Annotated in this window: 22 protein-coding genes; 12 read left to right on the plus strand and 10 right to left on the minus strand. The window is 40.6% G+C overall.

Translation table 11 applies throughout. The features are described 5' to 3' along the window. Positions 1-82: 82 nt before the first annotated feature. Genes rfbB through R7041_RS06725 form a run of 8 tightly spaced genes read left to right on the plus strand, consistent with a single transcriptional unit; the run spans position 83 to position 7,524 of the window. The gene (gene rfbB / locus R7041_RS06690; RefSeq protein ID WP_064368911.1) at positions 83-1,147 is read left to right on the plus strand and encodes a dTDP-glucose 4,6-dehydratase; all 1,065 of its coding nucleotides are present in this window, start codon (positions 83-85) and stop codon (positions 1,145-1,147) included. Further along, positions 1,147-2,031, plus strand: coding sequence for a glucose-1-phosphate thymidylyltransferase RfbA (gene rfbA / locus R7041_RS06695; RefSeq protein ID WP_206949346.1), 885 nt, complete (start codon positions 1,147-1,149; stop codon positions 2,029-2,031). Before rfbB ends, rfbA begins: the two co-directional genes overlap by 1 nt. Next, positions 2,021-3,103, plus strand: a complete 1,083-nt coding sequence (locus R7041_RS06700) for a DegT/DnrJ/EryC1/StrS family aminotransferase (RefSeq protein WP_138939701.1) — start codon at positions 2,021-2,023, stop codon at positions 3,101-3,103. The genes rfbA and R7041_RS06700 overlap by 11 nt, the downstream gene beginning before the upstream one ends. Beyond that, positions 3,100-3,795, plus strand: coding sequence for a WbqC family protein (locus R7041_RS06705; protein ID WP_206949345.1), 696 nt, complete (start codon positions 3,100-3,102; stop codon positions 3,793-3,795). The genes R7041_RS06700 and R7041_RS06705 overlap by 4 nt, the downstream gene beginning before the upstream one ends. Before the next feature lie 7 nt (positions 3,796-3,802). Further along, on the plus strand, positions 3,803-4,801 hold the full coding sequence (locus R7041_RS06710; protein ID WP_206949344.1) for an NAD-dependent epimerase/dehydratase family protein: 999 nt from the start codon (positions 3,803-3,805) through the stop codon (positions 4,799-4,801). Between the two features lie 4 nt (positions 4,802-4,805). Then, entirely contained in the window at positions 4,806-5,789 is a 984-nt protein-coding gene (locus tag R7041_RS06715) for a hypothetical protein (protein ID WP_262652082.1), read from the plus strand. Positions 5,790-5,827: 38 nt separating this feature from the next. Then, complete coding sequence (locus R7041_RS06720) at positions 5,828-6,676, plus strand: glycosyltransferase family 2 protein (protein ID WP_206949342.1); 849 nt, start codon at positions 5,828-5,830, stop codon at positions 6,674-6,676. Positions 6,677-6,684: 8 nt separating this feature from the next. Beyond that, a complete protein-coding gene (locus R7041_RS06725; protein ID WP_206949341.1) occupies positions 6,685-7,524 on the plus strand; it encodes a polysaccharide pyruvyl transferase family protein in 840 nt (279 codons plus the stop codon). Between the two features lie 39 nt (positions 7,525-7,563). Here the strand turns inward: R7041_RS06725 and R7041_RS06730 are convergent, their stop codons facing one another. The 10 genes from R7041_RS06730 to R7041_RS06775 all read right to left on the minus strand — a co-directional run bounded on the left by R7041_RS06730 (position 7,564) and on the right by R7041_RS06775 (position 18,260). Next, a complete protein-coding gene (locus tag R7041_RS06730) occupies positions 7,564-8,286 on the minus strand; it encodes a glycosyltransferase family 25 protein (RefSeq protein WP_206949340.1) in 723 nt (240 codons plus the stop codon). Then, positions 8,283-9,554, minus strand: coding sequence for a lipid IV(A) 3-deoxy-D-manno-octulosonic acid transferase (gene waaA, locus R7041_RS06735; RefSeq protein ID WP_206949339.1), 1,272 nt, complete (start codon positions 9,552-9,554; stop codon positions 8,283-8,285). Before waaA ends, R7041_RS06730 begins: the two co-directional genes overlap by 4 nt. After that, positions 9,548-10,606: a lipopolysaccharide heptosyltransferase II gene (waaF, locus tag R7041_RS06740; protein ID WP_206949338.1), complete on the minus strand. Its 1,059-nt coding sequence runs from the start codon at positions 10,604-10,606 to the stop codon at positions 9,548-9,550. Before waaF ends, waaA begins: the two co-directional genes overlap by 7 nt. Continuing rightward, a complete protein-coding gene (gene lpxM / locus R7041_RS06745) occupies positions 10,603-11,592 on the minus strand; it encodes a lauroyl-Kdo(2)-lipid IV(A) myristoyltransferase (RefSeq protein WP_206949337.1) in 990 nt (329 codons plus the stop codon). Before lpxM ends, waaF begins: the two co-directional genes overlap by 4 nt. A 126-nt stretch (positions 11,593-11,718) precedes the next feature. Further along, positions 11,719-12,660, minus strand: coding sequence for an ADP-glyceromanno-heptose 6-epimerase (rfaD, locus tag R7041_RS06750; RefSeq protein ID WP_206949336.1), 942 nt, complete (start codon positions 12,658-12,660; stop codon positions 11,719-11,721). Positions 12,661-12,796: 136 nt separating this feature from the next. Then, a complete protein-coding gene (locus R7041_RS06755) occupies positions 12,797-14,992 on the minus strand; it encodes a YjbH domain-containing protein (protein ID WP_206949335.1) in 2,196 nt (731 codons plus the stop codon). After that, complete coding sequence (locus R7041_RS06760) at positions 14,989-15,720, minus strand: capsule biosynthesis GfcC family protein (RefSeq protein WP_206949334.1); 732 nt, start codon at positions 15,718-15,720, stop codon at positions 14,989-14,991. Before R7041_RS06760 ends, R7041_RS06755 begins: the two co-directional genes overlap by 4 nt. Next, positions 15,720-16,409 carry a YjbF family lipoprotein gene (locus R7041_RS06765; protein ID WP_206949333.1) on the minus strand — a complete coding sequence of 230 codons (690 nt, stop codon included), beginning with the start codon at positions 16,407-16,409 and terminating at the stop codon, positions 15,720-15,722. The genes R7041_RS06760 and R7041_RS06765 overlap by 1 nt, the downstream gene beginning before the upstream one ends. Positions 16,410-16,491: 82 nt before the next feature. Next, positions 16,492-16,731: a hypothetical protein gene (locus R7041_RS06770; RefSeq protein ID WP_206949332.1), complete on the minus strand. Its 240-nt coding sequence runs from the start codon at positions 16,729-16,731 to the stop codon at positions 16,492-16,494. A 161-nt stretch (positions 16,732-16,892) separates the two neighbouring features. Next, positions 16,893-18,260 carry a hypothetical protein gene (locus R7041_RS06775; RefSeq protein ID WP_206949331.1) on the minus strand — a complete coding sequence of 456 codons (1,368 nt, stop codon included), beginning with the start codon at positions 18,258-18,260 and terminating at the stop codon, positions 16,893-16,895. A gap of 574 nt (positions 18,261-18,834) precedes the next feature. Between R7041_RS06775 and gspG the strand changes: the two genes are divergently transcribed. Genes gspG through R7041_RS06795 form a run of 4 tightly spaced genes read left to right on the plus strand, consistent with a single transcriptional unit; the run spans position 18,835 to position 22,510 of the window. Further along, positions 18,835-19,248: a type II secretion system major pseudopilin GspG gene (gspG, locus tag R7041_RS06780; RefSeq protein ID WP_258512549.1), complete on the plus strand. Its 414-nt coding sequence runs from the start codon at positions 18,835-18,837 to the stop codon at positions 19,246-19,248. Next, positions 19,245-20,909 (plus strand): GspE/PulE family protein, encoded by a 1,665-nt coding sequence (locus tag R7041_RS06785; RefSeq protein ID WP_206949330.1) that lies wholly within the window; start codon positions 19,245-19,247, stop codon positions 20,907-20,909. The genes gspG and R7041_RS06785 overlap by 4 nt, the downstream gene beginning before the upstream one ends. Continuing rightward, positions 20,909-22,105, plus strand: coding sequence for a type II secretion system F family protein (locus R7041_RS06790; RefSeq protein WP_074191942.1), 1,197 nt, complete (start codon positions 20,909-20,911; stop codon positions 22,103-22,105). The genes R7041_RS06785 and R7041_RS06790 overlap by 1 nt, the downstream gene beginning before the upstream one ends. After that, complete coding sequence (locus tag R7041_RS06795; protein WP_033004862.1) at positions 22,106-22,510, plus strand: Tfp pilus assembly protein FimT/FimU; 405 nt, start codon at positions 22,106-22,108, stop codon at positions 22,508-22,510. Position 22,511 lies beyond the last annotated feature (1 nt).

Raw genomic sequence — 22,511 nt, forward strand, 5'->3', positions numbered from 1 at the left:
CGAGTGAGTCTATAAACTACAATAATCATAAAGTATTCATGTGTATCTGATGGCACAAAAATTAACGTAGGTAACATTTGTAATGAAAATATTAGTAACCGGTGGAGCTGGCTTCATTGGGTCAGCCGTTGTCCGACATATCATTCGTGACACCCAAGATACCGTTATCAATTTAGATAAACTGACCTACGCAGGGAATCTAGAATCACTGGTTGATGTCTCAGAGAGTGAACGTTACTACTTTGAGCAAGTAGATATCTGTGACCGAGCTGAACTAGATCGCGTGTTTTCAGAGCATCAACCCGATAGGGTGATGCATTTGGCCGCCGAGTCTCATGTCGATCGCTCTATTGATGGTCCTGCTGCTTTTATTGAGACCAACGTGATGGGCACTTACCATTTGCTTGAAGCGGCTCGTCAATATTGGTCGGGCTTAGATGAAGCGCGCCAATCGGCATTCCGTTTTCATCATATTTCTACGGATGAAGTGTATGGCGATCTAGAGGGAACGGATGATTTGTTCACCGAAACCACCTCATACGCGCCGAGCAGCCCATATTCTGCATCTAAAGCTTCGAGCGATCACCTGGTTCGCGCTTGGCAACGTACTTATGGCTTACCAACACTTATCACTAATTGCTCCAACAACTATGGCCCGTATCACTTTCCAGAGAAGTTGATCCCTCTGATGATTCTAAATGCCCTCGATGGCAAGCCGTTGCCTGTGTATGGTGATGGTATGCAGATCCGAGATTGGCTGTTTGTGGAAGACCATGCTCGCGCGCTTTACAAAGTGGTCAACGAAGGTGAAGTCGGTGAAACCTACAACATTGGTGGCCATAACGAAAAAGCCAACATCGAAGTGGTGAAAACCATTTGTGCTTTGCTTGAAGAGCTGCGACCAAACAAACCTGCAGGTGTTGAGTCTTATGAATCTTTGATCACGTATGTGAAAGATCGCCCCGGTCATGATGTGCGTTACGCAATTGATGCCACCAAGATTGCTCAAGAGCTTGGCTGGACGCCAGAAGAAACCTTTGAAAGCGGTATTCGCAAAACCGTGGAATGGTACCTCAATAATCCGCAATGGTGGCAACGCGTGCTTGATGGCTCATACAGTCTTGAGCGACTAGGAGCGGGCGAATAATGAAAGGCATTATTTTAGCTGGTGGCTCGGGCACTCGCCTTTACCCTATTACACGCGGTGTCTCTAAGCAGTTACTGCCGGTTTATGACAAACCAATGATTTACTACCCGTTGTCAGTACTCATGCTTGCGGGCATTCGTGAAATCTTGATCATCACCACGCCAGAAGACCAGGAAGGATTTCAGCGCCTATTGGGTGATGGCTCAGAGTTTGGCATTGAGTTGCAATACGCGATTCAGCCAAGCCCAGACGGCTTAGCTCAAGCCTTCATCATTGGTGAAGACTTCATTGGCGATGACTCAGTATGTTTGGTGCTGGGTGACAACATCTTTTATGGGCAAGGGTTCACTCCAAAGTTAAAGAAAGCGGTTGAGACGGCAGAGAGTGGCAATGGGGCTACGGTGTTTGGCTACCAAGTGAAAGACCCTGAGCGCTTTGGTGTGGTTGAGTTTGACGCCGACAGAAAAGCTATCTCTATTGAAGAAAAACCAGCTAAGCCAAAGAGCCACTATGCTGTGACGGGGCTGTACTTCTTTGACAACCAAGTCGTGAGTAGAGCTAAGCAAGTCGAACCATCAGAGCGAGGTGAGCTGGAAATTACCACATTAAATCAAATGTACCTAACAGCAAACGAGCTCAATGTTGAAATGTTAGGGCGTGGTTTTGCCTGGTTAGACACAGGTACTTACGAAAGCTTGCTCGAAGCTGCTCAATTTGTTTCGACGATAGAGAAACGACAAGGTTATAAGATTGCATGTTTGGAAGAAATTGCCTTTAACAATGGTTGGATTAGCAAACAGAAGTTAATGGCGGCAGCTGATGCCCTTAAGAAGAACAATTATGGTATCTACCTATCAAGCATTGTGAGCGAAGATGACAATTAAACTTAACAGTCCATTAGCCCCAGACTTAACTAAGCTTTCTAACTATTTATCTCAAGTAAATGAGAGTGGTTGGTATACTAACTTTGGGCCATTGCATGAAAAGCTTACTAGACGACTTGAAACGTTTTTGGGTGTTAAAAACTTATTGTTAGTTTCTAATGGTACGCTGGCACTTCAGGTGGCATGTAAAGTTTTAGGAATTGAATCCGCGATCTCTACACCATTTAGCTTTGTTGCAACTTCATCAGCGTTGATGTGGCAAGGTATTGATGTGAGCTATTGCGATATCGATTCAAAATCTTATAACTTATCTCCAGATGCTTTGAAAGCAGCTCTTGAAGCAAATTCTCAAGTAGATGGGGTTGTTGCAACACATGTATATGGAAATCCTTGTGAAGTTGAGAGTTTCAAAGAAATTGCAGAGCAATATAAGGTCAAAGTTCTATACGACGCTGCTCATGCATTTGGAGTTAAGGTTGGTCAGGAGTCTCTCTTAAACTTTGGCGATGCTAGTACATTGAGTTTTCATGCTACTAAGATATTCCATACAGTCGAAGGTGGTGCAATTGTATTCAAGCGTCATGAAGATTATTTATGTGCGAAAGAGTTAATTAACTTTGGTCTTCAAGCGAATGGACAATTAGGCGAGCCAGGTATTAATGCAAAGTTGAATGAGTACCAATGCGCAGTAGGATTAACACTACTTGACCAGATTGGAGAGGTGCTTGAGCATCGATCTCACCTATTTAGTTTGTACCGGGCGCTTTTAGAACCTTACGTTGAATTACCTCTTTGGCTACCAGAAGCGTCATACAATGGTTCTTACATGCCGATTTATATAGAAGATGCAGCTCAGCAGCAAACGCTTCTTGATGCTTTGTCGAAGCATGACATTCAACACCGACGATATTTCACTCCGTCTTTGGATGTTGCTTACCCCAACAGAAAAAGCTTTGGTTGCCCTGTAAGTCAAAAAATTTCTGAAGGCGCGATTTGTTTGCCACTTCATGCGAATATGACTGAGTCTGAACTATTAACTGTAGTAAATGTTGTTAAGGAAGTAATGTCATGAAGTTGGCTTTAATGCAGCCATATTTGTTTCCATATATTGGATACTATCAATTAGCATACCATAGTGACTTTTTTTTGTTTTATGATGATGTGACATATATCAAGGGTGGTTACATCAATCGTAATAACATTTTGACGAAAAATGGCAAGCACTTGTTTACATTGCCGATTCATAAAGCTTCGAGTTTTACGCTAATAAAGGATTTAGAATACACTGATAAGACGGGAAAGTTACTATCAACGATACGTCAAAACTACTCTAAAGCACCATTTTTTGATGAGGTTTTTCCTATAATAGAAAAGGTTATTTGTTATAAAGATCGAAGTGTATCAAAAATATCAGCGCTTTCTATCATTGAAGTGTTTAAATATCTAGGTTTAGATTTTAAATTTGACTTTACCTCAAACATTGATTACGAAAGAGATAAGTCAGCAAAAGAAAAAATTTATAATCTTTGTCATATTTATAATTGTAATAACTACGTGAATACCCTCGGAGGGGTTAGTCTATATGATAAAGAAGAGTTTAAAAATGAAGGGATATCATTAAACTTTATAGAGTTTTGCGCAGATGAGTATTATCAGTTTAATAACAAGGATAGTTTTATTAGTCATTTGTCTATTATTGATGTGATGATGAATGAAAGTAAAGAAAATATAATAAGCATGATTGAAAAAAATATATTGAAATAGGTGTTTTATGAAAGTTCTTATTTTTGGTGTTACAGGAAACTCTGGAAGATATACAGCTAAGTTTTACTTAAATAAAGGTTATGAAGTGTTTGGTGTAGGTCGTTCAAGCACTATACCAAAGGAAATTGAGGGAGTTAATTATATTCAAGGTGATATACAGGATATTCATTTTTATAATTCTTTACCTACAGATATAGACCTTGTTGTGAATTTTGCTGGCATTCAACCAAGTATAATTACAACTTCTGAGAATACCGATTTAGATAAAACGCTAAGAAGTTATGTTGACGTAAATATTAGTGGTGTTTTTAATATATTAGAATTTGTGAGAAAAAGTAAGATACCAACATATATTTATACCACGACACATAGGGATTATGAATTACATTGGGAGAATAATAAGTTGTTAGGTAATGATCTACCTTTAGCAATTAATTATCAAGGTGATCATACAATGTATGCGATTTCAAAGACCAGTGCTAAAATGATGGGTGATTACTATGGTGAGTGCTTCGGAATACGGGTATTTAACCTACGTTTACCAATGATGTTCATGGTTCCTGATGATCCTCATTACCTCGTAGATGGAAGAGAGGTAATTATGCCATTCTTGAAAATTATTAAGAATGCTATGTTTAGTAATGAGTTAGAAATCTGGGGAGATCCTGAAATGAAGCGTGATTATGTCCATATTGATAATTTGGTTTCTTTAATTGATCTTTGTTCTCGCTCAAGTTTAGATAGAGGCACATTCAATGTAGGCACTGGAGAAGCGGTGACAACAGAAGAATTTGTAAAATCTATAGGGCATACTTTTGGGCGAGAGCCAGATAAAATTAATTATAAATATTGTAATAGTAAGCGTACTTACAAATGCGCCATCTATGATATTGAAGAGCAAAAGCGCTTGTTAGGTTATGAGCCAGTCTTATTAAAAGAGATGTTGGAAAAATTGAAAAAAGAAATGGATGAGCGTGAATCTGTGAAGTCTTGGGGATGGGTGTAGATTCATGCGAGCTAACATCCCTTATTGTTTCATCGATAATGACTTATCCTCCGTGGCAAGAGAATTTATCTGGAGCTTGAGGTATTCAACGCACTGTATTTATAGTGCATCAAATCTACACTTTGATACTGACAAATACATGTTTTGGACAACCGAAACACGAGAATATACCGAACTATCTATTACTGTAAAAGATAACAAGGTAGTTTTTGGTGATTCGCTAAGTAATTACCAAGAATCTAGGTATAGAATTACATGCGAAAAACTGGAAGAGTTAGTTCCAAATTTCGAATCAATATCATTATATATATTAAGTGACTTTTCCGGTGAGAAAAAAATAGTTGGTATGGTTGGAAAATATCATGGAGAGTGTCGTTGTTTGGATCATAACTCTGCCCAATATACATATTTGATAAAGCAATTAGAAGATTCAATACGGACTATTCCTTGCAACCAGTTGGTACGAGTTGAGGTAAAAAAAGATAGCTTCGAACTTGATGTTTCTCAAGAGCTTGAGGCTAACGAGTTGCGTATTTTACGAGCGTGTGGAATAAACCTGGCTCTCGTTATAATTCAAAACCTCTATGAGCGGAAGGTAAGTACGTTTAAGTTTGTTGATGCTAAATATCTTAACGAGTACAAAGATTTTGATCGTATATATTTTGATCTCGATGAAACCTTGATTTGGGAAGAAGAAGCAATTACAGAAACAATTTCATTACTTGAGCGGTTGAATGAAAAAAACGCAGAACTGTATCTTATTACTCGACATAAGAAGGTAGTAAAAGATACCCTGAAAAAAATTAATGTGAATTTTAATCTTTTTAAAGAAATAATTGTTGTTCAGGATGGAGATAAAAAATCATCTTTTGTTGAGGGGAGTGGGATATTTATTGATAATGAGTTCCCTGAAAGGTTGGATGTAATGAAAAATACAAATTTGATTGCTATCGATATTGATCAGATCGAATTTCTTAATGTTCAATAGCATATTATTCCAATGATGAAGTATAGTTGAGATTATCGATGAATAATAAAGTGTCAGTGTTGTGTATTTGTTATAACCACCAGGAGTACATAAAAACCTCTATCGAAAGTATTCTGAATCAAAAGTCAGACTTTGATATTGAGTTGATTATTTATGATGATTGTTCAACTGATAATAGTAGAGAAATCATCGATGAAATAGTGGCAAATTATAAAGGGAAAATTAAAATAAAGTGCTGCTTTCCAAAGGAAAATCAATACTCTAAAGGCATAACAGTAGTATCATTTCTATTTCCGTTGATAGAAGGTGATTATATTTCCATATGTGAAGGTGATGATTATTGGATTGATAATAAGAAATTGCAAAAGCAGTATGATCTACTAGAGGAAAATCGTGATATTGATGCCTGTTTTCACCCCGCTTTTACTCTTATTGACGATAGGCTAGAGGATAAGCGATATGGTTATATAGGAGATACTGTTTACAGAGTAAGTGATAAAGATGTTATCATGAAAGGTGGCTCCATGATGCCTTTAGCGTCTATTCTGTTTAGGGCGAAGCCCTTTCTTGATATCGTATCTAAGAATAGAGAATTTTTTCACCATGAATGCTACCACTCAATTCTACAGGCAGTAATTACTCTAGGTAGAGGCGCTTTGTATACTCCTGATAAAATGTCTGTATATAGGAGTATGCATGAAGGCTCATGGTCCTTACAGCAAAGTATTGATCAACAAAAACGAGATAGAGAATTTAAAGCAGCGAACCAAAGAATATGGAAACTGAACAAAATATATAATAATAAATATTTTGGTCTATTTCTAAAGCTCTATTACAAAAGGAACGTCAAGTTTTATAAAGATAAACTTAAATCTATCTATAAGTAGGAGATAAGGTGAAAAACTATAAAGGTTTTCGCGGTTTTGTTAAGCGTTTATCGTATAAGTATGATAAATCTCAAGAAGTTGATGCAACAAAAGAAATAGCACTACATTGGTGGAATGGACGAGTTAATTTTGGCGATGTCGTAAATAAGTTTATCGTAGAGCAGTTATCTGGTAAACGTGCTGTTTGGTCATCAGATAAATCGAATAAAGAACACTATTTAGTCATTGGTTCTGTCTTGCAATCTTCGAATGATAATGCGATTGTTTGGGGCAGTGGTATTATATCGGATAGAAAAACGCCACTTTTCAAACCTAAAAAAGTGCATGCAGTTCGTGGTCCTAAAACCAGAGATATCTTAATCGCTCGAGGAATTGAATGCCCAGAAATTTATTGTGATCCTGCTTTAGTTCTTCCGACATTAATAAAGCCCAACGAAGCAGAGTCAGCATACAAGTTAGGTATTATTCCGCACTACAATAATAAGAATGACGCGTTCTTCAAGCAAAATTTTCCTGATGATGTAAAGGTCATTGATATTGAAACTGATGATGTGCAGGCATTTATTGATGATATTGCATCTTGTGAGCTAATCGTTTCAAGCTCGTTACACGGAATTATTATTGCTGACGCTTATGGTGTGCCTGCTCACCATATTTCTTTTGATGACACGGTGGAAGGAGGAGAGTTTAAATTCTTCGATTACTACCTTTCAGTGGGACGAGAGTGTAATTTACCTATCAAAGTATCGTCTTCCACTAGTATCGAAGAGCTCTGTGAGTTGCCCAAGAACTATGACATAAAAATAGATATTCAACCTCTTTTAGATAGCTGTCCTTTTAAACAATAAAATATGCCCCGAAACTAAAATATCGGGGCATATTTTTCGTCATTTATCTCGGTGAACTACAAGCCTGTCTTGAATTTGTTCGTAGAGTCTGAAAAGCTCAATGTATATCTTATTGCAGAGGTTTATATCAGATTTATCTTTTCGAGAACTGCCAATTGTTGATGGAATATCGGCTCTTTTGACAATATCTGGTCTTAAAACATAAGTGGATACACCATGTTTATGCGGTTTTTCCATGTAGTCATCTACAGGTTCTATAAACTGAGTTGCGTTTTTTATGAATTTCGAAGCTGCATGTGGAGTTAGAATATATCCCATAATACCGCATGTGCGTTTGTTGAAGCGTACAATATTAAGTTTGTTATTAACTGAAGATATAACTTTAAATGATTTAGGCTTGGTTGCCGCAAGTTTTAGAAAGTCGTATTGTTCCGCTAATGTGTCGAAATGTGAAAACACGTCAAAAAACTCAGGCAATAAGTCGCAGTTATCTTCTAGAACCAGTATTGGTTCGTTTACCTCCAAGCACTTTTCCCAGGCTAGGTGGTGACTAGAGAAGCAAGCAATTTCGTTCTCAACTAGCCTATAGCCAAATCGTTTTCGAGTAAGGTCATCATTGCTACGTTCAGAGTATAGAAAGTTTGGCGCAGAGGAATCTATCGCTTCTATAAATTCGAATGGTATGTTGGCTTTGTTGAGTGCATTTTCCATGCGAACTCTTCTATCAACTGAGCGTTTCAAGTTAATAACAAAAACTTTCATTTTATACTCTCAATACATCTAATTGTCTTAGTTAGCGCACCAACATTATCTTTGACAAAGCTAAGGAGGTTTTCTTGAACTACACTTTTTGCTAACGCATCTTGAAACATAGCTTCAACCTTTAGACTCATCTCGTTAGGTGACTCAATCAGTTTGATAACTTTCTTATGAAGCATCTTCGTAACCAGATCTTGGAAGTTGTAATAGCTTGGTCCCGTGATTACAGGGACTCCCAGTGCTGCGGGCTCTAGCACATTGTGCCCACCAACCTTATCTCCAATTAGGCTTCCACCCATAAAGCAGATGTCCGCTGCGCCCATCAACGTTAGCATCTCACCCATTGTATCGCCGAGATATACTTGAGTATTCGTCTCTACTGCATGCGTTGAAGTACGACGCACAGTGTTAAAGCCTTGCTGTTGGCAAAGCGTGAATACATCATCAAATCGTTCTGGATGGCGAGGAACCAAAACGAGTAAAGCATTTGGATGAGATTTTAAAACTTGTCTATGTGCATCTAATACCTGTTCGTCCTCGCCTTTGTGGGTGCTAGCGGCAATCCAAATCGGACGATCGTTTCCAATCTGAGCACGAAGTTGCTGTCCTTGCTGTTTCACTTGCTCTGATATTTGAATATCAAACTTAATAGAGCCAGTTACGGCTAATTTGTCTTTATCAATACCCAGTCGTTCAAATCGGTTTGCGTCTGACTCTGTCTGACAAAGGATTTGAGCTAGGCATGGCAACATAACGTTAAACAAAGGTTGAACTTTGGCGTAGTTGCTGCATGATTTTTCAGATAGGCGCGCATTCACGACAGTTATAGGGATACCCGCTTTGTGAACATTGTGAAGCGTGTTTGGCCACAGCTCAGTCTCAATGATCAACATTTGTTTTGGTTGTGCTGCTTTAAGAAAACCTTTGATAGCGAACTCAAAGTCAATTGGCATATAGCGGTGTTCAACTAAATCACCCAACTTAGCAATCTGTTCAGCTCCCGTACTCGTTGTTGTAGTAACTAGAATAGATTGTTCGGGGTTTTGTTCCTTAAGGGCTTTAATTAAAGGTGTAGCTGCTATGCTTTCACCGACAGAGACGGCATGTATCCAAATAGGTTTGTCGTTGCTTTTTATCTTGGGAGTAAGACCAAAGTGCTCTTTCCAGCGAGAGCCGAACTTAGGCTTATTTGGTTTGCTCTTGTACAAACCAAATAAAAGCAGCGGTGACGCGAGAGCGAGCAGCAAGGTATAAACAATACGAACTAACATGAGCTTATCGTAATGGCGTCAAGTTTTTGGATGCTATCTAGCACTTGCTTAGGCGAAAGTTCTGTCAAGCACTTAAGGTGTTTGTATTGACATTCGCGTTGGAAACAAGGGCGACAATCAATATCGGTATGAACAATCTCCACTTTTTCTGCGAGTGGGGGGGTGTACTTCGGTGAAGTTGAGCCATACACGGCAACAACATTGCAACCAACCGCAGCTGCCACATGCATTAAGCCTGAGTCATTCGCGACAACAGTCTTGCATGCAGCAAGTAGATCGACCGCTTCAATTAAGCTGGTTTGTCCTGCTAGAACATGAATGTTCTTATGGAATTGCGTCGGGACAAGTGCGCGGATATTGTTACAAGTCTCTAAGTCTTTTTGAGAACCAAACAACCAGATTTGATGCCCAGAGCGAGCCATTTGCGTTGCAACTTCAGCGTAGTGTGTTTCGGGCCATTTTTTGGCAGGACCAAACTCTGCTCCTGGGCACAGTCCAATGATTGGTTGGTCGTGCGTTAAGTTGAACTTTTTGAGCGTGGCTTGTTGCTCTGCCGCGTTGATTGCAAGGCGTGGGCGAGGTAAGGTTTCAAGCCCGCCAAGAGAATTAGAGTCCACCATCTCTGCTTTTGGATAAGCTAATGCTACATAGCGTTCTACCATGTATTGAAAAGACTTCATGTTGGGGCGTAAGTCATTCAATAAACCATAGCGCATTTCTCCCTTCCAGCCAGTACGAAGAGGAATGTTGGCAAACCATGGGATCAGTGCTGATTTCGCTGATTTAGGCAAGATATAGGCGTGGTCATATTGCTTTTCACGTAATGATTTACCAATTTCCCTGCGGCCTAATAAGTTAAATTCACCATGGCCAATAGGCATTTCAATCGCTTGGTGGATTTCTGGCATACGCTCAAGAATTGGTTTACACCAACCTGGTGCAATTACATCAATTTGGCTTTCTGGATGGAGTTGCTTTAAGACAATATAAAGAGATTGCGACATCACCATATCGCCAACCCAAGAAGGGCCAATAATTAAGATTTTTTTCATTTGCTTATTTGCCAGTCAGTGTTGTATCTCGGTTTAAATAGGTTGTAATAGTTATTGCCGTCTTCTTGAGAGTGCAGCAACTGCAGTACCCACATATATTGTTCGGGTTTATCACCGACAAAATATTCAATGGCTTCATTACAGGTACGAGCGTCTTGCTCTTCGCCTTTATCCAGCTCAAACGCTGGTAAAATCTCAATATCAAACGTACCATCTTCAGTGTTCATCGACGCAAATAGAGACAGTACTTTTGAGCGTGATAGTTTCGCAATTTTGCCTAAACCAGGTAGCGTTGCTTTACGTGTTGCAAAAAAATCCACAAACACACTATGCTCTGGGCCGTGATCTTGATCAGGTAGATAATACCCTATATAGCCATCTCGAATGGATTTCAGAAAAGGCTTAATGCCACCTGAGCGTTCATAAACACGACCACCGTATTGGACCCTTTGCTTGTGCATCAGCCAGTCAGCAACATCATTCTTTTGTTTCTTCGCCATTGCAGAAACTGGCATTCCCATTGAAGCGAGCAAGATAGCAGGCACATCAATTGCCCAAGAGTGGGGAACCATTAAAATTACATTTTCGTTGCTATCAATGTGCTGTCGTAAAATGTCTAGGCCGCGAATTTGGCAACGTTTCTGAAGCCATTTTGGTGAGCGTAAACTTAGTAACCCGAAGCGAAAAAAGAACATGGCCGCTGTGTAGAGTGTTTTTTCTATCAAAGCTTCACGTTCTTGGAACGATTTTTCCGGAAAACACAGCTCAAAGTTAACCCTCGCGCGGTGAGCTGGCCCTTTGTGAGATTTCGACAGTTTTTTGGCTATGGTTTTCGCCAACCACTTTTGTAAACTCAGTGGCATTAATGATAAAGGTAAAAATAAGATAACACCTAACCACGTGCCCCAGTACTTAGGCGATAGGAAGTGGCGTTTAAACTCAGGGTTATATGCTTTAGGGTCGAAGTCATCACGTTTTATGGTCATTGCGTGTCTAGTTACCTATTCGTGTACTGGCGAAGTGGCTTAAATGAGAAAAAGATATTAAGGAATGATACAGGCTATTACACTTGAGTACAGGTGGCAGGTTATGGTTCTACCACCTTGTGGTGCTTAACTGTTTTGGATAGTCAAGTATTCGGCAACGCCTTCTGCAACTGTCTTGAATTCAACATCACAACCTGCGGTGCGCAGTTTGGTCAGATCCGCTTGTGTGAATTCTTGGTAAGCGCCTTTTAGGTGCTCAGGGAATGGGATGGTTTCAATTTGGCCTTTGCCATGATGCTTGATAACTGCTTTTGCTACCTCTTCAAAAGATTCAGCACGGCCAGTACCACAGTTAAAAATACCTGATACGCCGTTTTCTAAGAACCACAGGTTTACTTTACATACATCACCAACGTAAACGAAGTCGCGTTTGAATGATTCGCTGCCCGCGAACAATTTAGGACTTTCACCTGCGTTAAGTTGGTTGTTTAGGTGGAACGCAACTGATGCCATGCTACCTTTGTGGTCTTCACGTGGGCCATATACGTTGAAGTAGCGGAAGCCGGTGATTTGAGAAAGGGTCTCACCATGCTCTTCAGCGTCTTGCCATAGGCGACGAACGTAGTTATCAAACTGCTGTTTCGAGTAACCGTATACATTCAGTGCGCCTTCGTATTCGCGTTCTTCAATGAAAGTCTCTGTATCGCCGTAAGTGGCTGCGGAAGAAGCGTATAGGAATGGAATCTCGCGATCTAAACAGTAATGAAGCAGCTCTTTAGAGTACTCGTAGTTGTTTAGCATCATGTACTTACCATCCCACTCAGTCGTTGCAGAGCAAGCACCTTCGTGGAAAATTGCCTCAATCGGACCAAAATCATCGCCCGCCATAATTTGGGTCAGAAAGTCGTCACGATCCATGTAATCTGTGATGTCCAGATCAACTAAGTTCTTAAACTTTTTGCCATTTTTTAGGTTGTCGACAACCAGGATATCGTTAATACCAGCTTCGTTTAGTGCTTTAACAATGTTGCTGCCGATCATGCCAGCACCACCAGTTACGATGATCATAAGACTTCCACCATAGATTAAAATTTTCTCAGGAATTCTAGCAAGAAACAGAAATTAGCGCTATTGGAAGGAAAAGAAAGGTATAGAGCGCTTGGGTATAAACAAAAGGGAGCCGAAGCTCCCTTAAATAGTGTTGTTATTCAGCGTTTGACGCGTTTGGTCTTTGGTACCAAGGATTACGTTCATCAGTCAGTTCAATCAAGCTGTACTTACGACCTAGTTTCTGACCGCCATCGCGAGTCAGTGGCTGCCAGCTAAAGTTCGCACGATTGTTACTTGGCTTAACGGTCATGATGTCAAACGGAATCGACAAGTAGAAACCTTTAGTAAAGCTACCTTCACCAAATTCGTCCGCAGACAAGTCTGTAAATGAGGCAAAGGCGCCAGCAATTACGCCACTCTTGAACTGCTTAGAAACATTGATTTGTGTACCAACATCGCCAGCTAGGAACTGACCAACATCGACTTGGATCATCAAATCTTGCAGGAATTCCCATTGAGGGTAGTAGTAACCAGATGCAAAACCAGTGAAGCCTTTATTAATAACTTGGAACGGACGTCCATATTCTGGCACGTTTTGCCATTTCTCATCGTAAACTCCGAAGTAACTTTGTGGATCACGTTGAGAAATTACGTTGACGTCAGCGCCAATCGCCCAGTTAGCTCCTTGTGGTCGGTAAAGAAACTCGGTACCGACTCCAGCAAACATACTCTCTAAGTAACCAGCATAGAATTGCTGATCCATGGTATCCGAGTACTCCTGGAACCAAGTTAACTGAAGGTTTGACATAGTTACCGCGTGTTCGTTTTGGTATGCTCGGAACATTGTACGAACCCGAGGGACAGTCGTTGCATCAGGAGGCGTAACGTAAACAAACTTGTCGTAGTTGTTGTACCAATCCCAGTATAGAGAGCCACCAATTTCTAGGTTATCTGTTAGCCAGTAAGACGCACTACCGCTCAGCCCTACGCTAAATAAGTAAAAGTCTTCCGCACTTCCCAAAGTTTGAGTCAGTTTAGGGGCAAAACCCCAATCAAAGCGTTCAAATCCATCATATGCTAGGTTACCATGCGGCTTCATCCCTGACGTTGAAGTTGCATCTGAAATTACTGGATCTACGTAGTTCACCTCAGCGAAATCACGGTACTTATCTTTAGAGATAACCGTTTGTTCACCAATCAACCCACGATTGCGCTCATTGATAGTAAAAGTGTCAATGTTTTCTGGCATCTCGTTGTATAGAACTGCTGATGCTTTTTCATGAGCTTCGGTGCGATCACGATACTTCTTTTGCTCTCCGACTACTGAGACCGTGTTTTCACTAACATAGAGTTGGGCATTTTGGTAACCAGCAACTTTATCTAACTCTTTAGTTACTCGTTCCCAATCTACATCAGACAGTTGCTCCGGTTGTTCGTCATTCATTTCAGGAGTTGGCGTGTCTCGCCAGAAAGATGGCATTTCATTGAAGTTAGTGTAAAGGCTAACACCAGCAACGAGTGTATCACCACGCTCATAACTTAGGCGCAAATCAGCCATATGTCCTAAACGATAGAGAACACCAAAGTTCCAAGGAGTATGGGGCGTCATATTGACTTCTGATCTGACGACAGCATAATCTTCACTGTAGTCATTGCTATCATATTCGATTTTGAATCGCAGTGGTTCGTGTAGAGTCTGGAACTCAACACCACCAAACAGAGCTGCAGGGCCTTTAAATGCTCTTTCAAAGTTGGTTGTGCCGCCTGAATCAAGAAACTCGTCAGAACGCTCGCAGAATTTATCTCCTAACTTACAGAATGGGTTTGTTACATTATCTCGGGTACCTAAGTATCCCCAGCCCATACCAAGTGTAAAATCAAAAGTACCTAAGTTAGGGTTGGAGTAACGTTTTGTTGCAGCGATAAATTCAGCATCGAAAAGGCCTGTACCTGCGAAGTCTCGAATACCAACAGACAGTTCAGGTAGATACTGAGACTCTTGCATCAAGCGAATCTTAAAATCGATTCCTTTATCTGTGTAGTCGTTGTCTACTCCAGGAAAAGACGATGAGTACGGTAGATCTCTCACCTTTGTGTAGCGTATGGTGCTTTCTAACCAAGGTAGTACTTGTAGGGTGACGTTGTAAAACAAATACTCATCACTACCGGTAACTGAAAAATTAAATTCGCCTTCATCAGACATCCTTGCGGTGGGCATCTGCATTAAACCAACACCACCGAAATCCATCTGAGAGGGGGTTAAATCTGGTGCTTCAAAAGGCACTGATTGAGCCAACACTGCTACAGGGCTCATTAGTACAATGGGTAGAAAATTTGGAATGAGCTTCATAAGGCTGTATTCATGTTTATCAAAAGTTCAACGATGGCTTTATCTAAAGGTGACTTCTCAAACTTGTAAAATGGAATGTAGATAATAGTGCCAGGTGGAAGGGAGTAACTTTTTGTCTTCCAGTTTCCAATGTGAGATTGTGTTAGTTTGCCATCAGGGTAAATAAGTACAGGAGCGTGTTCGAGATTTTTAAATAATGATGTTTTATCATTGAGTAAACTACTCAGGCTCATATTTTCTTCAGTAGGAATAGTTGCGACTTTAGGAGTGTTACCCAATACAAGTAAAGGTATTCCTCGTTCACCAACTGAGAGAATATACTTTCCTTTTAGAAGAGGATTGTTTTTTTTATTTAAACGAACAGTATCTAAGTCAATATTTGAAATAACTCTTTTAGAAGTACCAGAACGTTGAATGAAATTAAAAAGCTCCGTTTTGTTGAGCTTATATTCTTTCATCAATTCAAGGACACGCTCTTTGCTGAGTCGAGCTTGTTCTACATCAGAAGGGCTCAGAGAGAAAAGCGTAGTTGATAAGGGGTAAGTTATATAGACATTATGCTTTTCGAGAGCCGTTAAAGCTTGGTGCAGTCGTGTTGATGATGAAAACTTGAACTCTTGGCTTGAGTTGGAAAGTTTAAGAGTAAGATAATCGTCTTTTACTTGTTCTGAAGCATATAAAGGCAAGTTCACAAGTATAAAGAAAAATGCAATATTAAGCCTAAACATTATTTTCTCTCCGCATACCTTTTAAGGAAAGTCATTTCAATTGGTTCCATATTAGGACCAAGATATTGTCTTGTTTTTAGAACATTTCCTGAAGTATCAACCCAGTACTTATTCGTAATTTTAGAGTCTAAAGCTTTAAAATAAATGCTTTCTTCAAATATTTGTGTTGGAGAGGTATAGAGTGCGGTTTTTACCGTTGAAGTAATACTTTTAGATAATTGTGCTGTCGCAGAATAGTTGTAGCGATACTTAGGCATCCAATCATAAGTTAATGAATAATTATGAGTAGTATTTACATCATTAAATTTAGGATAAGTGCCAGATAGAGCGACGAGGTTGTTTCCTTGTAAGCCTATTGTTTTAACAATACGTCCGTTCTCTGTCACAATCATAGACTTATCAGCGCTCACCCATTTTAGTTGCTGGGCTCCTGTGATTTTGTTTTCTTCGGCAAAAGCCAGCACAACGAAGACTTGCTTTTGAGTGCCTATTCTCAAGTATGCACTAGCATAAGGTACTTGTTTTATCTCATCAGATGTTAACTCAACATCAATATAGTTTGAGTATGCTTCTTCTACGGTTGCCGAAACATCATTAAATTTTTGCGTACAGCCCGCCATCAATAAAATTGATGTAATGATCAAGAGTTTTGCTTGAGTTTTACCCTCATTACCTCTCATTTTACCCATGCCGTCCTCACCTTGGGTTGAATACAAATAAAATCGCCCTGAAAAGATCAGGGCGATTAACTTCTTTGTCAGACAGTTAAGATTAGTTAGAAACTGAAGCTGAAGCTGAAGTAGAAGTTGAAGTTGAAGTAGAAGAGCTGTCTGAGTCAGACGCTGCTACTGCAACTACAGTTACAGCTGCTGCTGCACCAACAGCTACAGCTGTTGTACCTGTTGCAGATGCAGATGCTGCGCCAGCGCTGCCTGCTTCTGTACCTGTTTCAGCGAAAGCAGAAGTAGAAGCACCTAGTGCCATTAACATTGCCAATGCGATATTTTTCATAATTATTCCTTGCAAGGTTCAATAACATCGATGTGAGGGGAAACCTCAAACTGCATTTTAGGGTATATATGCATATGTTGTAAACAGTTGCTTTAAAACAGAACAAACAAAAAAAGCAGGCCGAAGCCTGCTTTTTAACGAGTTATACTAAAAGTACTTAATTACTTTTTGTATTGGTCGTTGATAGATTGAACGCGAGAATCGCCTTGACGGTAGTAAGGTACGATGCTTACGTTTTCTTCATCAGCGTCAGAGATGAACGTGATGTTTAGTTTAGTAGCTTCAGTGATACCTAGAGCACCCATGATATCTGCTTCAGAGTACTTAGTTACAGTCTTAGGAGCTGCGTTAGCTAGTGTACCAGTGTACTCGTTACCGTTGTTATCGAAAGCAGAGATGCTTACTTCAGCAGCAGAAGAGCCGTGGTTAGAGTACTCAACGTTTGAAGATAGGCTCTCGAAGCCTACTGGTAGGTAAGGAACGTTAACTACAGATGCATCTAGTTCCCATTGGCCTAGGTCAGCTGCTTGTGCAAGAGTCTTATCACCAGTTTTAGTTGGAGTACCAGCGTTGTCTGCGTAAGAAACTTCAGCATCGATTGAAACTGCTGTTAGTGGAATCACATCACCGTCAGGGCTAACGAACGTGAATGTAGTTGCGTTTGAGCCGAAATCAGTAAGTGTAGACGTGAAACCAATTAGGTCACCACCAGTGCTAGTAACAGCAGCTGGAGCTGTAGCAGCAAAGCCTGCCGTAGGGTTTGTGATAGTGAAGTCTGCAACAACCGCGTCACCTTGGAAAAGGTTAGCGTTTACTTGGATATCTGAACCAACAGTTTCAGCCGCAACGTCGAAGTCTGCAGCGTTGTCTAGAAGGTTAACAACAGCGATATCTGTGTTCTTGTCTTCAGATGCACCGAAAGTAGCAAATGTGTCTTGGTTTACGCGCTCAACACGGTTGTTGTATTGAGTAGCAACGCTGAATGCGTATTGAGATGCTTCAGTTGCGATTACTGCAGAACCAGTTTCGATTTCTGCGCCACCTAGGTTTGATGCGTAATCAATGTTCGATGCACCACCGATAACGATGTTTTTGATCGTAGTACGGAATGCAGAGTTAGCAACAAGAGGGTTACCTAGGTTAACGTTGAAGCTAATTGTTTTCGCTACATCATCAACGTCAACTGCGTCAAATGTAAATGAACCAGTACCTACGTTGAAATCAAGGCTACCACAAGTAAACGTACCAGTTGTTGGAGCGTTACATGCACCACTAGTAACAGCAGATAGATCTACTTTGTCGCTAAAGGATAGAACAATTTCAGCACCTGCAGAGTGATCTTTAGTAACGATAGTATCGAAAACTAGGTTACCTGTAGAAGTTAGGCCAACTTCTACAGCTTCAGTAGAAAGCTTGATAACGTCTGCTTGACCTGTAGCAGCATCAACAGGTGTAAGAGTTGCAGCGTTAACGCTTAGTGAGCCAGCAACAGCTAGTGCAACTAGCGAAGCATTAAATAGCTTAGTCATTTTAAATATTTCTCCAATTTCATGAAATTGGTGTCATGAAACCCTAACCAAAAGTTATTGTTTTCCATAACTGCCAACTAAAAGAGATTTTGCCATTACCGACGAGGCAGCATTGCCACCCGGGTTGGAATTAATGATGCCCCGTGACACCGACTAGGACAAAATATCATCAATATTGTAGCCACCCCCTCCAAAGGTTTAGCTACAAGCGAAATATAAAGGAATTAAATGTCAACATCAACTGGTGAGGAGGGGTTATTGTCAAAAAAAATTGCCCTAACTCACACTTATGTCAGCAAAATGTCCGAATATTTGAGTTAATTTATAGAACCGTCATTATTGTGCTCAAATAGTGCTCAAATATAACATTTTTATTACGCATTCTGTTGGTTTTGTAATTAAGGGCGCTACTATTGATGCTGTTAATAATATTTGACTGATAGATCTGTATATTACTTTGTTAACAGTTTTGTGATGTTGTTTTGAGCAACCGCTTCGATATGGAGAAGTGGTATGGATTTAAAAATGGCTATGATAGTATCGCCTTCCAATTGGTCTATCTGGGAGCAAAATTTTGGTTGTTAATTCTTTACGTTCTCGCACACGCGGCTTCACGCTAATGGAACTTTTAATTGTTATTGTCATTATGGGCCTGCTGATGTCACTCGTCGCTCCGACCATGTTTTCGAAGGTTGGTGCCTCCAAAGCTAAGACAGCAGAAGCACAAATGCAGATGATGGCGACAGCCTTAGACGTATATCGCTTAGACGTTGGTAACTATCCTTCAGCTCTGGAACAGCTTCGTCAAGATGATAAAGTTGGTTGGGATGGTCCTTATCTTCCAAAAGCGATTCCGTTAGACCCGTGGAACCGAGCATACATTTACAAAGTACCGGGTGAAAACAGCGCGCCATACAGTCTAAAGAGTCTTGGCTCTGATGGTGTAGAAGGTGGAGAAGGTGAAGCGGCGGATGTGGTTTATCAATGAGTCAAATTGAAGCCATCTTCAGGTCGCACTTCGATGTCTCTAGTGAAGATTTAGTGAAAGCTCGTCATTTCCAATCGCGGAATGGCGGGCAACTAGAACAGATTTTAGTCAACATAGGCGCGTTGACAGAAGAGAATCTTCCTGAATTTTACGCGACTTACTTAAAGCTACCGCTTATCACTGAATTCGAACTGCCACCAGATTTGCTGTTTGAAAACGGTGAAAAGTATTCTGCTTTGCAGAACATGGGCTGGCTGGTTGCCAAGACCGGTGAAGGTGAACTCGTTGTTTTTGCACAAAACCCCCTTCACCCAGAAGCTATTGAGCTTTTATCAAGCTTGGTTCCAACCGAAAATGTCCAGTTTGTTGTTACAAGTGAGCCTCAGTTTGACGAGCTAATACAATCTCATGTTTCTGATGGCGAGGACTCTGATGAAAATGACTTCAACAACCTAAGTTCATTAGAAGAGGACAAGCTTAGAGAGCTTGCTTCTGAAGCTCCAGTAGTAAACCTTCTTAACGGCCTGATCACTAAAGGTTTAAAACTAGGTGCATCTGATATGCACTTAGAACCGAGTGAGAATACCTATCGAGTGCGAATGCGTGTTGACGGCGTACTTCATGAAGTGGAAAAAGTTCCCGCTCGCTTGAGTGTGCCGATAATCTCACGATTGAAAATTCTCTCTGGTATGGATATCGCGGAGAAACGACGACCTCAAGATGGCAAGATCGCAATTAAGATCGCGAATGAAAAACTAGACATCCGTGTCTCTGCCCTTCCTCTTGCAGATGGCGAAAGCATGGTTTTGCGTTTCTTACGACAACAGTCGATTCGTTACGATATTGGTAGTTTGGGTTTATCCAGTGATATTCAAAGCGCTATTCTAGGCGATATAAAAAAAACAGCAGGCGTGGTATTACTTACTGGCCCTACAGGCTCAGGTAAAACGACCAGCTTATATACCTTTCTGAGTTTATTGAACGACGAATCTCGTAAAATCATTACTTTGGAAGACCCTGTAGAATATCGTCTAGACGGTATTAACCAAGTACAAGTTCAATCGGATATTGGATTTGGCTTTGCTGAGGGCTTGCGTTCTATTGTTCGACAGGACCCTGATGTCATTATGCTGGGTGAGATTCGTGATGCAGAAACGGCGCGTATTGCAATGCAATCTGCATTAACCGGACACTTGGTGTTTAGTACAGTACATACCAATGATGCTCCTTCAGCGTTTACTCGTTTACTCGACCTTGGGGCTGAAGAGTATTTGTTGAATGCGGCGTTGGTATCTATCGTAGCTCAGCGACTGGTTAGGAAGTTATGCATTCATTGTGCGGAGCCGATCGACCCTTCAGAAACATTGAAAAGGCACCCAACACTGGCAACCTTGGCCGAAAGAAGTGGACATACGCTCAACCTAAAGCAGGCAAAGGGATGCGAACACTGCGGGAATACTGGTTATAAAGGTCGTATGGCGATAATTGAATACATGCCTATTGACGATGAGATTCGAGCCCTCAAGAAAGACCAACACTTTCTGCAAAAAGCCATCGCTTATCATAGAAGTATTGGTGGTCGCGGTTTGACTGATGATGGGTTATTAAAAGTATCTCAAGGACTTACAACCATCGAAGAAGTTATGAGGGTGGCTAACTAATGAAGTTTGACTATCAGGCGTATGATCGTCATGGAGCCAAACATAATGGTGCAATTGATGCGTCTTCATTAGAGGACGCAAAAAAACAGCTCAAGCAACAAAATTTAACGGTCGTAAAGCTACAAGAGACACTAGCAAATAACCGTAGCAAGGCGAGCGGGCCAATTAAACCATTAACGTTGAAAGAGCTAGAAATCATGACATCTGAGCTTGCTCTTTTACTTGAGAGTGGTGTTCGGATTGATAGAGGTTTAGACATATTGGCAAAAGGCAGTGAGAGCAACTTAGGCCGCGTCATGTCTCAACTTGCCAGTGCTGTTCGAAAGGGGGACTCTTTATCTTCTGCAATGTCAAATCTTAAAGGTTTTGACCATGTCTATGTCAGCTTGGTTAAAATGGCGGAAGAGAGCGGTAACCTACCTCTAGTATTTGGTCAGCTAGCCAAAGAACTTAAGTTTAAATGTGAGTTGAAAGCAAAAATCATTCAGTCACTTACCTATCCGGCAGTGATTTTGTTTGTTTGTGTAGCCTGTATTTTATTTGTCTTTAACTTCATAGTTCCGAGAATGAGTGGGTTATTTGAGCAAGCAGCGGAGTTACCTGTTTATACAGAAATGCTCCTAGGGTTAAGTGCTTGGATGCAAAGTTACCAAATCTACTTGCTGATTGGAGTCATCGGGTGTGTGTGTTTTACTCTTCACTTAGCTAATACGGGACAGCTTAAGTCTTGGGTTTCGAGGGTTTTTAGTCAAACGCCAGGCCTTAAGAGCTCAATATTGCTTGTTAATCGAATTCAAGTCAGTAGTTCAATGGCAATGCTATTAACTAGTGGAGTGAAGTTAGATCAAGCTTTGAAGCTAGCTTGTGATGGAATCACTTGGATTGAATTACAAAATTCACTCAATGCGGCCCGTAGCAAAGTGAGTGGTGGCGAGAGCTTAACGTTAGCTCTGTCAAATACAGAGTTATATTCAGATCTTTCTCTCTCTTTAATTGAAGTTGGTGAAGAAAGTGGTGAGCTAGCCAGGGTTTTTGACGAGGTTGCACATCGAAGCCGAGCTGATTTTGAATCTTGGACGTCGAAATTAACTTCTATTCTTGAGCCATTGATGATCCTTGTTATGGGCGGGATTGTTGGTGGTGTTGTTGTGGTTATGCTTTTGAGCATAACTTCATTGAATGATGTGGCGATTTAAATGCACCCACGTGGCTTTACTCTAATAGAGCTATTAATTGTTTTGGCTCTAATGGGACTTGCAGCCTCATTAGTTGGGCCAGCTACAATTGCCCAAGTTGAAAAAGCTGAAGCCAGAGCTGAACTACAAAAGCTAAAAAGTCTAGTTCGCAAGACAAGTAATCTTGCGTTTAACCGTGGTGGTGATATCGGGCTATATGTTCGAAATAATGAGCTAACGTTGTTGGATACTTCTCAACAGCCCACAAGTGAAAAGCATATTACTTTTAAATTTCTAGGTTTTCCGGAAGAGCAAATGGTGGCCTTTAATCGCAATGGATATCCAGATCCTGAATATCTCATAGTTGTGTTTAGAGGCGCTCGTCAGGAAATCAATTTATTCCGCCTCGTCGAAGCGACAGATTGAT

It is taken from the genome of Vibrio sp. 1751 (genome assembly GCF_033339895.1).
Taxonomy (GTDB): Bacteria; Pseudomonadota; Gammaproteobacteria; order Enterobacterales; family Vibrionaceae; genus Vibrio; species Vibrio alginolyticus.